At 52.8% G+C, this 13226-nt stretch carries 13 protein-coding genes; 7 read left to right on the top strand and 6 right to left on the bottom strand.

Features of this window, described 5'->3' with window-relative positions:
• Nucleotides 1-1557 (bottom strand): DNA mismatch repair endonuclease MutL (gene mutL / locus ACVBEF_RS06895; RefSeq protein WP_447123192.1); only part of this gene is annotated, 1557 nt, incomplete at its 3' end.
• Nucleotides 1558-1721: 164 nt separating this feature from the next.
• On the opposite strand from mutL, the gene ACVBEF_RS06890 reads away from it, so the two are divergent.
• Nucleotides 1722-2372, top strand: a complete 651-nt coding sequence (locus tag ACVBEF_RS06890; RefSeq protein ID WP_447123191.1) for a VTT domain-containing protein — start codon at nucleotides 1722-1724, stop codon at nucleotides 2370-2372.
• 99 nt (nucleotides 2373-2471) lie between these two features.
• On the opposite strand, the gene ACVBEF_RS06885 is transcribed toward ACVBEF_RS06890, so the two are convergent.
• Nucleotides 2472-3812 carry an N-acetylmuramoyl-L-alanine amidase gene (locus tag ACVBEF_RS06885; protein ID WP_447123190.1) on the bottom strand — a complete coding sequence of 447 codons (1341 nt, stop codon included), beginning with the start codon at nucleotides 3810-3812 and terminating at the stop codon, nucleotides 2472-2474.
• Complete coding sequence (gene tsaE / locus ACVBEF_RS06880) at nucleotides 3776-4261, bottom strand: tRNA (adenosine(37)-N6)-threonylcarbamoyltransferase complex ATPase subunit type 1 TsaE (RefSeq protein ID WP_447123189.1); 486 nt, start codon at nucleotides 4259-4261, stop codon at nucleotides 3776-3778. Before tsaE ends, ACVBEF_RS06885 begins: the two co-directional genes overlap by 37 nt.
• A gap of 29 nt (nucleotides 4262-4290) precedes the next feature.
• Between tsaE and queG the strand changes: the two genes are divergently transcribed.
• Complete coding sequence (gene queG / locus ACVBEF_RS06875; protein ID WP_447123188.1) at nucleotides 4291-5457, top strand: tRNA epoxyqueuosine(34) reductase QueG; 1167 nt, start codon at nucleotides 4291-4293, stop codon at nucleotides 5455-5457.
• Here queG and ACVBEF_RS06870 read toward each other — a convergent pair.
• The 3 genes from ACVBEF_RS06870 to ACVBEF_RS06860 form a co-directional block, all read right to left on the bottom strand.
• Complete coding sequence (locus ACVBEF_RS06870; RefSeq protein ID WP_447123187.1) at nucleotides 5423-6313, bottom strand: AEC family transporter; 891 nt, start codon at nucleotides 6311-6313, stop codon at nucleotides 5423-5425. The two genes, queG and ACVBEF_RS06870, sit on opposite strands and share 35 nt — an antisense overlap.
• Before the next feature lie 91 nt (nucleotides 6314-6404).
• Entirely contained in the window at nucleotides 6405-7052 is a 648-nt protein-coding gene (locus tag ACVBEF_RS06865; protein ID WP_447123199.1) for a response regulator transcription factor, read from the bottom strand.
• A gap of 42 nt (nucleotides 7053-7094) precedes the next feature.
• Nucleotides 7095-9095, bottom strand: a complete 2001-nt coding sequence (locus ACVBEF_RS06860) for a sensor histidine kinase (protein ID WP_447123186.1) — start codon at nucleotides 9093-9095, stop codon at nucleotides 7095-7097.
• A gap of 233 nt (nucleotides 9096-9328) precedes the next feature.
• Here ACVBEF_RS06860 and ACVBEF_RS06855 point away from each other — a divergent pair, with 233 nt between their 5' ends.
• From ACVBEF_RS06855 to plsY, 5 genes are all read left to right on the top strand, one after another.
• On the top strand, nucleotides 9329-10324 hold the full coding sequence (locus ACVBEF_RS06855; RefSeq protein ID WP_447123198.1) for a TRAP transporter substrate-binding protein: 996 nt from the start codon (nucleotides 9329-9331) through the stop codon (nucleotides 10322-10324).
• Nucleotides 10325-10919: 595 nt separating this feature from the next.
• Nucleotides 10920-11441: a methylated-DNA--[protein]-cysteine S-methyltransferase gene (locus tag ACVBEF_RS06850; RefSeq protein WP_447123185.1), complete on the top strand. Its 522-nt coding sequence runs from the start codon at nucleotides 10920-10922 to the stop codon at nucleotides 11439-11441.
• Between the two features lie 164 nt (nucleotides 11442-11605).
• Nucleotides 11606-11815 carry a hypothetical protein gene (locus tag ACVBEF_RS06845; RefSeq protein ID WP_447123184.1) on the top strand — a complete coding sequence of 70 codons (210 nt, stop codon included), beginning with the start codon at nucleotides 11606-11608 and terminating at the stop codon, nucleotides 11813-11815.
• A 91-nt stretch (nucleotides 11816-11906) separates the two neighbouring features.
• Complete coding sequence (locus ACVBEF_RS06840; RefSeq protein WP_447123183.1) at nucleotides 11907-12437, top strand: aminoacyl-tRNA deacylase; 531 nt, start codon at nucleotides 11907-11909, stop codon at nucleotides 12435-12437.
• Nucleotides 12434-13060: a glycerol-3-phosphate 1-O-acyltransferase PlsY gene (gene plsY, locus ACVBEF_RS06835; protein ID WP_447123182.1), complete on the top strand. Its 627-nt coding sequence runs from the start codon at nucleotides 12434-12436 to the stop codon at nucleotides 13058-13060. The genes ACVBEF_RS06840 and plsY overlap by 4 nt, the downstream gene beginning before the upstream one ends.
• The last annotated feature ends 166 nt before the right edge of the window (nucleotides 13061-13226 follow it).

Raw genomic sequence — 13226 nt, 5'->3', positions numbered from 1 at the left:
CACGGCGAGTGTGGTTGGCGACATTGCGGCGATGTCGAAGCCTAAGGATTGCAGGATGTCCTGATTTTCTTCTGCGGTGCCGACCTCGACGCCATCGGCGTAAAACGTCACCGGGATCAGTAGGGGTTGCACTTGCATGGCGTTTTCATCGAGCGCGTCTTTTAATTGTTCGTACAAAATCCGTTCATGCGCGGCGTGCATATCGACCAATACCAGCCCTTTGATATTTTGCGCGAGGATGTAAATGCCGTGCAATTGGGCCAACGCAAAACCGAGGGGGAATTCATCGGCTGTTGGTGTTTGCTGTGCGATTGTGCTGCTAAAAACGGGGGATGTCGGGATGTTATCGGCAAACAATGCACCGTAATTAGCAACGGTTTGGGCCACGCCCGGACGCGTATCGCTGCCGAAATGCGCGCCGAATGTACTTTGTAGCTGCGGCGCTTGCACTGGCTGCGGCTGCAAAATAGCGTTCAGGTGCTCTGATGATCCGCGTATCCAAGGCATCGCGCCACCAGGCGAGGGCAAGGGGGCTGGCGTTGTGCCGAAGGATGTCGCAGACGTGTGCGCCAACGCTCGATTAACTGCGTGATAAATGAATTGATGGATAGAGCGGCTATCGCGAAACCGTACTTCGATTTTGGAGGGATGCACGTTCACATCCACTAGCGCCGGGTCCAGGTCTAGCGCGAGGACGTAGGATGGATAACGGTCCCCGTGCAATACGTCCTGATACGCGGCGCGGACCGCGTGCATCAACACTTTGTCGCGCACAAAGCGGCCATTGACGTAAAAATATTGCGCATCGCCACGGGCTTTGGAGGCGGTTGGCAGGCCGACGAAACCATGCAGGCGCAAGGGGCCAGCGCTTTCGTCTAGCGCTAATCTGGCTTCGGCAAACTCGGTGCCGAGGATGCTGGCGCTGCGTTTGGCGTTTTCGGTGACGTTCCAGTGATCGACGGCTTTGCCGTTGTGCGTGAGTGAAAACGCAACGTCGGGCCGTGCCAGTGCAATCCGGCGCACGACTTCAGCGCAGTGGCCGTATTCGGTTTGATCCGATTTGAGAAATTTGCGGCGAGCCGGGGTGTTGAAATATAAATCCTGGACGTTGATCGTGCTGCCTTGTGCGCCGGACGATGGCGTCACTATTAATGTGCTGCCATCGATTTCCGAGGCGTGCGCCGCATCGGCGGTGCGCGAAGTCAGGGTGAGCTGCGAAACCGAGGCAATCGAGGCCAGCGCCTCACCGCGAAAGCCCAACGTGGCAACATTCTCAAGATCGTGCAGCGAGGTAATCTTTGAAGTCGCGTGGCGGGCGAGTGCCAGTGGGAGTTGCTCTGGCGAAATGCCACGACCGTTATCGGTAATCGCGATGCGTTTGATACCGCCTTGTTCGAGCCGGACGGTGATCTGGGTCGCTCCCGCATCTAGTGCATTTTCTAGTAATTCTTTGACAACGGCAGACGGTCGTTCGACGACTTCGCCCGCAGCGATTTGCGAAATGAGGTTGTCGGGAAGCGGCTGGATTGGGCGGGGGGAGGGCAACGGAGCATTCATTGGCCGATTATACCGAACCATAGCCGTTGCTTAGTCCGCGGTTGGGATATGTTTTTGATCGTAATGTTCGACTATTGTTAGCAGTCTCGCCATCTTATTTGTTGCGATGGAGTTTTCCTGTGGACGGGGTAGTGTATTATTTCGCGCAACCAATGAGGAGAGTTATGGACTTTATGCAATTCATCGACGTGATTTTGCACGTCGACAAATCCTTAGGATTTTTGATTAGGGAATACGGCACCTTAATCTACTTGGTGTTGTTCCTGATTGTTTTTTGTGAAACTGGATTAGTTGTCATGCCATTTTTGCCCGGTGACACATTGTTGTTCATCGCCGGGGCGTTTTGCGCTACGGGTGAAATGAACATTTGGGCCTTGATGGCTTTGCTGATTATTGCTGCAACGACCGGGAATACACTCAATTACTGGATAGGCAGCAAGATTGGAGACAAAGTATTCACCCACGATTATCGTTGGCTGGATCAAAAGTCATTGCAAAAAACCCATGCTTTCTATGAGCATCACGGTGGTAAAACGGTCATTCTGTCGCGCTTCATTCCTATCGTGCGGACATTTGCACCGTTTGTGGCTGGCGTATCCAAGATGACTTTTTCGAAGTTTCAGTTTTTTAATATCGCCGGGGCGCTGATCTGGGTAGTCGGTCTGGTGTCAGCGGGTTATTTCTTTGGAAATATTCCTATCATCCGTGATCATTTAAATACGATCGTGTTGGTCGGTGTTGGTGCTGCGCTCATCCCTGTGTTGTTGGGCGGCGTGTGGAAACTAGTTCAGAAAATCCGGGGCCAGCAGGCTTAGACTTGCCGGGCTGCCGAGAGTAAAAAAGGGCGTCACGTATTTGCGTGACGCCCTTTTTGCTTTTTGGGTGAATGATCAACTAGCACCAAACATTCTGGCTCACGTCATCCGATTTTTCGCCATAGGCGGGTTATGCGAGAAGTATTTCTTAATGCCGGTCAGCACCGCATCGGCCATCTTGTCCTGATAGGCGTTATCGGTCAGTTTGGCTTCTTCTTCAGGATTCGAAATGAAGGCGGTTTCGATCAGAATACTCGGGATGTCCGGCGCTTTTAATACCGCAAAACCGGCTTGTTCGACTGCACCTTTATGCAGTTTGTTGATGCCGCCGATTTCACTGAGTACCGCGTTTGCCAGTTTCATACTGTCGTTGATCTGCGCGGTGGTGGATAGATCGAGCAGCACGCTGGCAAGCTGACGATCATGGCTTTTGATGTTGACCCCGCCGATCAAATCGGCAGCGTTTTCTTTGTTGGCCATCCAGCGCGCAGCGGTTGAGCTGGCGCCTTTTTCGGATAAGGCAAACACCGAAGACCCGCGCGCTGTCGGTGTGACGAAGGCGTCGGCATGAATCGAAACAAACAAATCGGCTTGCACTTTGCGTGCCTTTTGCACGCGCATCCCCAGCGGCACGAAGAAATCAGCGTCACGCGTGAGCATGACGCGCATGTTGGGTTGTTGTTCAATTTTGGCTTTGAGCCGCTTGGCGATGGCGAGCACGACATCTTTCTCGCGATTGCCGCCGCGTCCGATTGCGCCCGGATCTTCACCGCCATGCCCGGGATCGAGGGCGATGGTGATCATACGCGTCATGGTGGGTGACTTGTCCGGCTTAGGATCAATCTTTGCCAACGGCGGATCGGGCGGTTGCAGGGCCGGTGTTGGCTTGGTGGCGGCCACGGGCGGCACGATTTCGCCCGGCTCGGCTGTCGGCCATTCACCTTTTTGGATCATTGCCGCGATGGGGTCGGGGGGATTAAGCGGGTACAAATCGAATACCAGACGGTTTTTGTAGTTACCGATCGGGTCCAGCGTAAATACCTGGGGTTTGACGGGTTCTTTCAGATCAAACACCAGCCGGACTACGTCAGGCCGATTCTGGCCGACCCGGACCTGCTTGATATAAGGATCATTCGATTGAATCTTGGCGACCAGTTCTTTCAGTGTCGGACCGAGTTCGATGCCTTCGATATCAACGACTAAGCGATCCGGATTTTGGATCAAAAAGTGCGTCGCTTTTAACTCGCTGTCATTTTCCAGCGTGACGCGGGTGTAGTCGTCGGCAGGCCAGACGCGTACCGCCAGAATTTGCGCGGCTCTGGCCGACAGCGAGATGAGCGGGGCGACAATTGAAATTAGTAGGGTTCCGCCGGCTTTGAGTACGGTCCGGCGGGTTTTGGATTTTATAGGTTTGGAGCAAATTTCAGTCGAGCGAGGCATTGACTTCCCTTATCAGATAGGCCGTGCAATTTTACATCGCGTCCTTCTCCTGCAACACTGAGAATGACGTTAATGTCGGGTGTGGGTAAAACATTTTCAGCTTTCTCGGGCCATTCGACGATGCAGATATTGGCATCATTAAAATGTTCGCGAAAACCGGCCTCCAGAAACTCTTCGGCACTTGCCATACGATAGAGATCAAAATGCATGACTTCCACCGTTTGTGCGTTCAGACTCACCGTGTAGGGTTCGACTAAGGTGTAGGTCGGACTCTTTACATGGCCGCTATAACCGGCGGCGTGCAGCAAGGCGCGGGTCAGCGCAGTTTTGCCCACGCCCAAGTCGCCATGCAAATAAATCGTCAGGCCGGGAGCCAAGGCCCGTGCTAATGCTGCGCCGAGTGCGATAGTGCCCGCTTCGTCGTGCAGATGGAGGGTAAAATCTTGCATTTAGTTAAATTGTCCTGGTTATTGAACCGATGTCTCAGCCCCACTTCAGTCAAACAGAGCAGAACCCTGCCGCACTAACCGCGCTCGCTATCACCATCAAGGCATGGGGACGGGAGTTGGGGTTTGCCGACGTGCGTATTACCGACATCGATCTGTCGCAACAAGAAGCTGGCTTTGAGGCTTGGCTGGCGAAGGGTTATCACGGTGAGATGGATTATATGGCAGCGCACGGTATCAAGCGTGCCCGATCTGCCGAATTAGTGCCGGGGACGATACGTTCGATTAGCGTGCGCATGGATTATTTGCCGCAGGATAGTGACGCAGCATGGCGTGCGAGGGAGAAAAGCCGCCTCAATCCGGACGCTGCCGCCACAGCCACGGTGTCGTTATACGCACGCGGTCGCGATTACCATAAAGTTTTGCGTGGGCGCTTGCAGCAATTGGCGGATCGGATGACGGCAGAAATCGGCCCGTTCGGTTATCGCGTGTTTACCGATTCTGCGCCCGTGATGGAAGTCGCTCTGGCGCAAAAAGCCGGACTGGGCTGGCGCGGCAAACATACGTTGCTCTTAAATCGGGAGGCCGGATCGTTATTTTTTCTGGGCGAAATGCTCACCGATATCCCCTTGCCGATGGATGCGCCGATCACCTCGCATTGCGGCCAGTGCAGCGCCTGTATTGACGTTTGCCCGACCAAGGCGATCATCGCTCCCTACATACTGGATGCACGGCGCTGTATTTCGTATCTCACGATAGAGCTCAAGGGCAGTATTCCGCTGGAGTTTCGGCCGCTGATCGGTAATCGCGTCTACGGTTGCGACGATTGCCAGCTATTTTGTCCCTGGAACAAGTTTGCCCAGCCATCTACGCTCAACGATTTTGATGTCCGCAATGGGCTCGATAACGCGACGTTGCTGGACTTGTTTGGCTGGACCGAAGCCCAATTCAACGAGCGTCTGCAAGGTAGCCCGATCCGCCGGATAGGTCATGAGAGATGGCTACGCAATCTCGCCGTGGGCTTGGGGAATACGGCGGCAAGTGGTGCTGGTTCAGCAGAAATTATCGCCGCGCTTCAGACCCGTGCTCACGATCCATCGGCGTTAATTCGCGAGCATGTTCAGTGGGCATTGGAGCAGCATGGCGTCAGTCATCTTGCTGATGTCAGTGTAATAACCACAACCACAGTGGCAAAGTAAGCATCGACAATATCGTCCCCGCAGAAATCAAAAACGCGACCAACGGTCCGTTTCCACCCAAGCGCGCCGCCAGAATGTAAGCGCTGGATGCCGTCGGTAGCGCGGAGAACAGCACCACAATTTGTAACTGTCGTTCGCCTAAACCTACCCAGCGTCCCAATAACAGCGCAATGGCAGGCAGCGCCAGCAATTTAACGGCAATAAAAAAAACGGACATCAGCTTAGCCCGCTGCATGCCCGATAACCGCAATCCCGCGCCCACCAGCAACAATCCCATCGCCAAGGCGGCATTGCCCAGCCGCGACAAAACCGCGCCAGCAACATCGGGTATGGTCAAGCCGAGTGCGCTATATAACAAGCCGCATGCAGTGGCAACCAGCAAGGGATTGCGTGCCAGTTCTTTCAACAAGTTGCCATTTTTATGGACCAGCGCGTGCACCGCAGCGAGATTGCACAATGGGACGCCAAAGCCGATCAGCAAGGCCATCAATCCCGTACCTTCATCGCCAGCCATGCGTGAGGCCAGCGCCAGGGCCATGTAGGAGTTAAAGCGATACCCGGTTTGCATGCCCGATTCATAGTCCATCGGCTGGCCCTTCAAAAACGGCTTACCTAACCAGGTCAAAACGATCGCCGCGCACAGGCCTGTCAATCCGACCAATAGCATTTTTCCAGTGGTGTCGAAATGCAAAGGCGTGCGTGCAGTGGAGTAAAAAAGTAGGGCCGGAAATAGCAGGAAATACACCAATTTTTCAGCCCCGGTCCAGAAAGCATCGCCCCAATCGGTGACTTTGCGCAAGATCACGCCGATCAGGATGAGGGTGAAATCGGGGAGTAAAAGATTAATGATATGCATGCAGGTTCAGCGTATTCAGATGAGAAAAGTGTGGTCAATCAAGACGACACAAAGGGGTAATAGTTGCGGTAATACGGACTTGGTTAGGTGGTTAATTGAGCATCCTTGCCAGTTCCACCGCCGTCTTCACCTGCATTTTGTCGAAAATATGCGCGCGGTGGACCTCGACGGTGCGCATGCTGATGCCGAGATTGTCGGCGATGACTTTGTTCATTTTTCCGAGCAGGATTAATTCCAGCACGGCGCGTTCACGCACGGACAAGTTGGCCAGGCGGCTATCGATGGCGCTACGGGCGATGGCGGCGCGGGACGATTGCAGGGCTTCTTGCACACGATCCATCAATGTATTGTCATTGAACGGTTTTTCGAAGAAGTCGAAAGCACCACGTTTTAGGGTGTCGACCGCCATCGGTACGTCGCCGTGACCGGTTAAAAAGATGACCGGCAAGCGTTGCGTTAATGTGCGTGCGGCTAAGACGTCAAAGAGGGCGACGCCGCTCATGCCGGGCATGCGCACGTCTAGTAATAAACAATCCCCTTCGGTGCTCTGCGGGCTGACTTTGCGGGCGGCGGCGTTGGCAGGATTGGCAGCGCCTGCGCCGACGATGCCAAGGATGCTATCAATGGCGGCTAAAAAATCTTGTGCGCTGGCATAGCACAAGATCGGTATGCCGCGTGACTGGGCCAGCCAGCTTAAGGCGTCGCGGATTACTTCTTCGTCATCGATGATATGGAGCATGGGCAAGAGGAAAGTCGGTGACCGATCTGGAGGTTATGGCGCTCAGCGCTGGCTATGTGTGAAATTGGCTGGCAGTGAAAACTGAAAGATTGTACCGCCGCCTTCATTGTCGGTGTGGCTGAGTGTGCCGCCGTGGAATTCGATGGCGGTGCGGCAAATCTTGAGGCCCATGCCCATGCCATCGGCTTTGGTGGAGTAGAACGGTGAAAACAGGCGTTCGGCGACATCTGCCGGGATGCCGTGGCCCTGATCGATGACTGAGACTATGATGCGCGGCGATTCGGTATCGAGATCAGCTGAGGCGGCCGTGATGCGCAGAGTGCGGCGGGTCGGGATGTTGTCGGCCATGGCCTCGATGGCATTGCGGGTCAGGTTGAGCAGGACTTGTTCGAGCATCGTGCGGTCGGCGGATATCCACGGGAGGGCAGTGGCGATCTCGATCTGAACATTGACGTAGAACGCCTGCGCCTGCAGCTCGACTAGGGGCATGATGTTTTCGACCAGCGTGCTGACGGCCACGGGCTCGCGGGTTGGGTCACGTTTTTTGACGAACTCGTGCACGCTGCGAATGATTTGCCCGGCGCGTTGGGCTTGGGTATTGACTTTTCCGAGTGCCAGTTTGAGTTGTTGGGCGTTGATGCTGCCGTCTTGCAGCATGTTGATGGCACCGGTGGTGTAGCTGGAAATGGCGGCCAGCGGCTGGTTCAGTTCATGCGCTAAGGTGGAGGCAATTTCGCCCATGCTGGCTAAGCGGGCGCTGGATTGGAGTTTTTCCTGCTGCCTGCGGCTGAGCTCTTCGGCCCGGCGCGGCTCGGAAATGTCCAGTATTGATCCCATCCAGCCGGTTTGCTCACCGTTGGCGTCAACCAAGGCGGACTCGAACACCAATACCGGAAAGCGCTCGCCGTCAGCGCGCCGAAAAATGGTTTCGAATTGTGGCGTGGCCTCGCCTTCTAATACTTTGGTGAAGCGATCCTGAAACTCTTCCAACGCCTCGGGCGCCCAATAGGGCATGGGCGGTACGGTGCCAACCAGCTGCTCGGGATTGAACCCGACCATCCTGCAGAAAGCCGGATTGACATAGGTGACGCGACCTTCCAAATCGCGCGCGCGTAAGCCGGTAACGAGCGAGTTTTCCATCGCCGTGCGAAAGGCAACTTGCTGGCGCAGCGCATCTTCGGTTGCCAAACGGCGGTGAATATCGCGCCACAAAGCCAGCAGGCTCCATAGCAGGCCCAGCGATAAGGCGATGACGGAGCCGACCAGCAAATTGGGCAGGAATTGGGGGGCGCTTTTGGTGCTGTTGGTGCGCAATATCAGTGATAGCCCGGGCAAGTCGAGTGCGCGACGGTGGGTGTAGACGTCGCGCCCGGGACCGCCTGCTGCGCGTTTGGCGATGACGACTTCGTCGCTATCGGTGAGGGAGATTTCGTTATCTTGCGCAAACCACCATGGGACCAACTCATCGAGAATATTGCTCACGGTGTATGTGCCCACCAGGCTGCCTAGATATTGGTGCTCTGCAAACAGCGGTACGGCGTAATCGATGTAGATGGAATTGGCCGAATTAGCCAGTTTGTATGGCTGTGTGTATTGCGCTGTTTTAGCTACTTGCACCTGTTGTGCCGATCGTTTAGCCCGTTCTGCATAGTCTGGATTGATGCCAGGCAGGGCGTCGGTTGCGGCGACAATCTGATTGTCGGCATCGAGCCACACCACGCTGCGCAGTTCGCGACTATTTTTTAATAATGGCTTGAGACGATCAGGAAACTGGGGAGCGAGCAGACGATGGTTGGTAATCTCGGTGGCGATCAGACGCACGCTTTCCTCATCCCTGCTGAGTTGAAAGCTGATGGCTTGCTCGACCCAGAGCGTATCGGCGATTAATTGATTCTGGCGATCATTGGTTTCCATTTGCCGAGATTGCCATGGCAACCAAAACAGAATGGCTAAAAATAACAGCACCAATAAAATTGGAATCAGCCAGCGCCAGGTGCGCTGGGGTTTGGCTGCGGTCAATTTGGAAAACGTTGCGTCTGGCATATATAAGTGAGTGATGGCGCAATGCGGTTGCCCAGTGTAGCTGAGGTGCTGCGTTGAGACAGCGCGATTGCGGTTATCCACACTTGTGAGCTTGACCGGGCTTGGTCACACTGCCGCCAGACGTAGTCAATGCGCACGATTGATCATCAGGGGCAAGCATGAAGCGAATACAGCGAATAGGGATGTTGTCAGGGGCGATGGTGCTTTTGGTGCTGTCGATCCTCTCGGTGTGGATGCTATTTTCAAGGACCGCGCCAGTGGGTGAAAATACTCTCGCGCACATGCCGATTGTCATCAAATTTAGCCATGTAGTGGCAAACGACACGCCCAAAGGCAAAGCGGCGCAGCGCTTCAAAGAACTGGCGGAAAAAGCGACCAAAGGCCGCGTCAGAGTCGAGTTATATCCCAACAGCAGCTTATATAAAGACAAAGAAGAACTCGAGGCATTGCAGTTGGGAGCGGTACAAATGCTAGCTCCTTCTCTGGCAAAATTTGCGCCCTTGGGTGTAAAGGAGTTTGAAGTATTCGATTTGCCGTATATTTTTCCGAATCTGGCGGTGGTGCATCGGGTCACGCAGGGACCGATCGGGAAAGAACTATTTGGCAAGCTGGAGTCGAAAGGGATCACCGGCCTGGCGTATTGGGATAACGGGTTTAAGGTGATGTCAGCCAATAAGCCGTTGCACGTCCCGGCTGACTTCATTGGCTTGAGAATGCGCATCCAGTCATCAAAGGTACTGGATATGCAAATGCGTGCGCTAGGAGCTAATCCGCAAGTGCTGGCGTTTTCGGAGGCTTATCAGGCGCTACAAAGCGGCGTCGTAGATGGGACTGAAAATCCGCCTTCAAACTTGTATACACAGAGAATGTTCGAGGTACAGAAAGACATAACGGTTTCCAATCATGGCTATCTTGGTTACGCTGTGATCGTCAACAAGAAGTTTTGGGACGGCTTGCCGTGGGATATCCGTGCTGCGCTAACACAGGCGATGAAAGAGGCAACAGACTACGGAAATACCATCGCGCAGCAGGAAAACGATGCAGCCTTGTTGGCAATGAAAAAGACCGGAAAGACGACTATTTATTATTTAAATGATATTGAAAATATGGAATGGCGCAACGCTTTACTGCCGGTATGGGCGCAGGTGGAAGTGCGGATTGGAAAGAGTTTGATTGATGCGGTGCACCATGAGGCGGCGCTGGAGTCGGCAGACTTGGGTAATAAATGAGATGAAATGATCTGGTTTATTTGTTGCTACAAATATAATTATGTCAAATCAAAATTAAGCCTTGATTTAGGATAAAACTATCTGTGGTTTATAAATCGATTCATTAAAATTATTTGTAAATTTAAGTTAACACCTGTTAGAGTTCGTCACCTATTGAATATTGCGCTTAAGCCCCCAAAAGGGTGCGGGACGACAAGATAAAGTTTTGGATTTTTAATACGTTTTAAGTGGTTTGCAAAACAGAATAATGATCACTGGTTTGATCAGGTGTGACGAGATTTACAGGTGGTGGTGCATAAAAAACGGTATTGATACCGGGGATACTGAGGAGACAGTGCGTTTCAAATGAAGCTGTTTAAACGGCCGGGAACACACAGAGAAGTATTTGGGGCGCATCCTTAAAGATGCGCCTTTTTTATTTTCAGGGCTTACGCAAAATCGCCCCAGCGGCGTTATCCCTCCTAACCGTACTAGCGTACTGGCATCAAAGGTCTGCCTTGCCAGGACGGTTTTACGTAAGTCCTGAAATTTGATGTCGTTGCCCAAACTCCAAACTCCAAACCCGCTTCATCTGCATTGGTTGTCAGGCAAGTTTATGAAAAAAATTTCCGATCATCAACGCACAAGCACATCGATACCGACTACCTTTTCGGCCATCGTTACTGCACCATTTGGCGCTGTAGGTATTCGTACAGCGTCTGGCGTTGTCTTTGAATTGGTGTATTTGCCGGCATCCTTTGCGCAACAAGAGCCCACGGATGCTATGGCAGAGCGTGCCGTGCGGCAAATAAACGATTATTTTCAGACTCCCGATTGTTGTTTTGACTTGCCGCTGGCAGACGTTGGGACGTTGTTCCAGCGTAAAGTCTGGGCGCAGATTGCCGCTATTCCACGCGGTGATGTGTTGACGTATGGCGAGGTGGCGCGGCTGGTGCATTCAGCGCCGCGCGCGGTCGGACAGGCTTGCGGCGCTAATTCGTTTCCGTTGGTCATTCCCTGTCATCGTGTGACTGCTGCTGGGGGACTTGGGGGATTTTCGCATCATGATGCGGTTGATGGCTTTCATGTGGGCGTAAAGCGGTGGTTGTTGGCGCACGAAGGTGTGACTAATTTATAACGCGGATTGGCTTGCGCACTTGCTTAGTGCTGGATCAAAATACATCGGAAATATCTTATATTCAAGCCGAATCCATAGACTGAATCTACTTCATCACATTTGTTTCTACTGTATCCTGTAGTCCATCATTTCTATTAAAAGCATTTACACATCAGGGGGCCAAATTGGCAAAAACGAATTTTCAATACGAAAAGCGTCAAAAAGAGCTTGAAAAGAAAAAGAAAAAAGAAGAAAAGCTGAAACGCAAATCTGAAAAAGGTTCTGCCGAGGATGACGTAACAGAGGCTACAGAGGATGGCGCGGATGGCGAAACGTCAGGCGAGGCCGATGCAGCAGAAACACCGGTTGCGCCAACAACGCCAGAATCAACCTGATTGGCGTACTGATCCAATCTGAGGACGCGCTTAGTCCTTGAATATTTAAAACGATGGTCCGAATGCTGTTGGTTCGGGCCATTTTTTCGCTATGGCAAAAAAAGAACACATTTCAGAAACCCCGGCAACGCAGTTCTTGCGCCAGCACGGTCTGGTTTTTTCAGAGCATCCCTATGCGTATGAAGAGCATGGCGGTACCGCCGTATCGTCGCGCGCCTTGGGTGTTGAAGAATTTCAGGTAGTCAAAACGCTGGTGATGCAGGATGACATGGCGCGGCCTCTGATTGTGCTCATGCACGGAGACTGCAAAGTCTCTACCAAAAATCTGGCGCGGCAAATGGGATGCAAGTCAGTCGAACCTTGCAAGCCGGAGGTTGCCCAGCGTCATTCCGGTTACATGATCGGCGGCACCTCGCCATTTGGGACGCGCAAGGTGATGCCTATTTATATAGAGCAGAGTATTTTGCAATTGCCTCTGGTGTACATAAACGGCGGTCGTCGGGGCTTTCTGATTGGCATTGCGCCGCAGATGATCGTCGATGTGTTGCATGCACGAGCAGTCAATTGCGCTTTGAAAGATGAAGTCAGCTTCAACCGAATTCATAAGAAAGAAATTGCATGAACATAGTTTTATTTACCATTGCCGCATATTTAATCGGATCGGTTTCCTTCGCCGTAGTGGTAAGCCGGTTGTTCGGACTAGGCGATCCGCGTACCTACGGCTCAAAAAATCCGGGCGCAACTAACGTATTGCGCAGCGGAAATAAAGCGGCGGCGGTGCTGACCTTGCTGGGCGATGGTTTCAAGGGCTGGCTGGCGGTATGGTTGACGCAAAAGTTCGGACCGCAATACGGTTTGGAGGACGGTGGTATTGCTTTGGTTGCAATCGCGGTCTTTTTAGGACATTTGTGGCCAGTATTCTTTCGCTTTGTCGGCGGCAAAGGTGTCGCCACAATGTTCGGTGTCTTAATTGGGATTGAGCCGATATTGGGACTTGGCGCGCTGGCGACCTGGACGATTATTGCGTACGCGTTTCGTTATTCCTCGCTCGCTGCGTTGGTGACGTGTTTGTTTGCACCGTTCTTTTATGCGTTCATGAAAGGCCCGGACATTATTCTGCTCGCCATTGTCGTCATGAGCGCCTTGTTGATTTATCGGCATGCCAAAAATATTGGTAATTTGCTGGCCGGCAAGGAAAGCCGTCTCGGCGCGAAAAAAGATGGCGGCAAGCCTAAATCGCATTAATTTTTGTTGTTTTTTATATATAGGTATTTCTGTTCTGAAATGCCGCTGAAATGGGGCATTGCAACGGGATTGTTGCAATGCGTCACGACCCTCCTGCAAGCTTTTCACTCTCATGCAATGTAGTAAACAACATAGCGAACAGGCTAGTGCTTGCTTGTGAGCATCG

It is taken from the genome of Glaciimonas sp. GG7 (assembly GCF_052976905.1).
The sequence above is the reverse complement of the archived record's forward strand: the minus strand, read 5'-3'. Positions and strand labels throughout refer to the sequence as shown.

What these genes read in the sequence shown, in the direction of transcription:
- ACVBEF_RS06865 (WP_447123199.1), bottom strand. Translation starts at nt 7,052, where the DNA reads ATGCTCCATATCATCGATGACGAAGAAGTAATCCGCGACGCCTTAAGC.
- ACVBEF_RS06890 (WP_447123191.1), top strand. Translation starts at nt 1,722, where the DNA reads ATGGACTTTATGCAATTCATCGACGTGATTTTGCACGTCGACAAATCC.
- ACVBEF_RS06870 (WP_447123187.1), bottom strand. Translation starts at nt 6,313, where the DNA reads ATGCATATCATTAATCTTTTACTCCCCGATTTCACCCTCATCCTGATC.
- queG (WP_447123188.1), top strand. Translation starts at nt 4,291, where the DNA reads ATGTCTCAGCCCCACTTCAGTCAAACAGAGCAGAACCCTGCCGCACTA.
- ACVBEF_RS06840 (WP_447123183.1), top strand. Translation starts at nt 11,907, where the DNA reads ATGGCAAAAAAAGAACACATTTCAGAAACCCCGGCAACGCAGTTCTTG.
- plsY (WP_447123182.1), top strand. Translation starts at nt 12,434, where the DNA reads ATGAACATAGTTTTATTTACCATTGCCGCATATTTAATCGGATCGGTT.
- ACVBEF_RS06850 (WP_447123185.1), top strand. Translation starts at nt 10,920, where the DNA reads ATGAAAAAAATTTCCGATCATCAACGCACAAGCACATCGATACCGACT.
- ACVBEF_RS06885 (WP_447123190.1), bottom strand. Translation starts at nt 3,812, where the DNA reads ATGCCTCGCTCGACTGAAATTTGCTCCAAACCTATAAAATCCAAAACC.
- ACVBEF_RS06855 (WP_447123198.1), top strand. Translation starts at nt 9,329, where the DNA reads ATGCTATTTTCAAGGACCGCGCCAGTGGGTGAAAATACTCTCGCGCAC.
- tsaE (WP_447123189.1), bottom strand. Translation starts at nt 4,261, where the DNA reads ATGCAAGATTTTACCCTCCATCTGCACGACGAAGCGGGCACTATCGCA.
- ACVBEF_RS06860 (WP_447123186.1), bottom strand. Translation starts at nt 9,095, where the DNA reads ATGCCAGACGCAACGTTTTCCAAATTGACCGCAGCCAAACCCCAGCGC.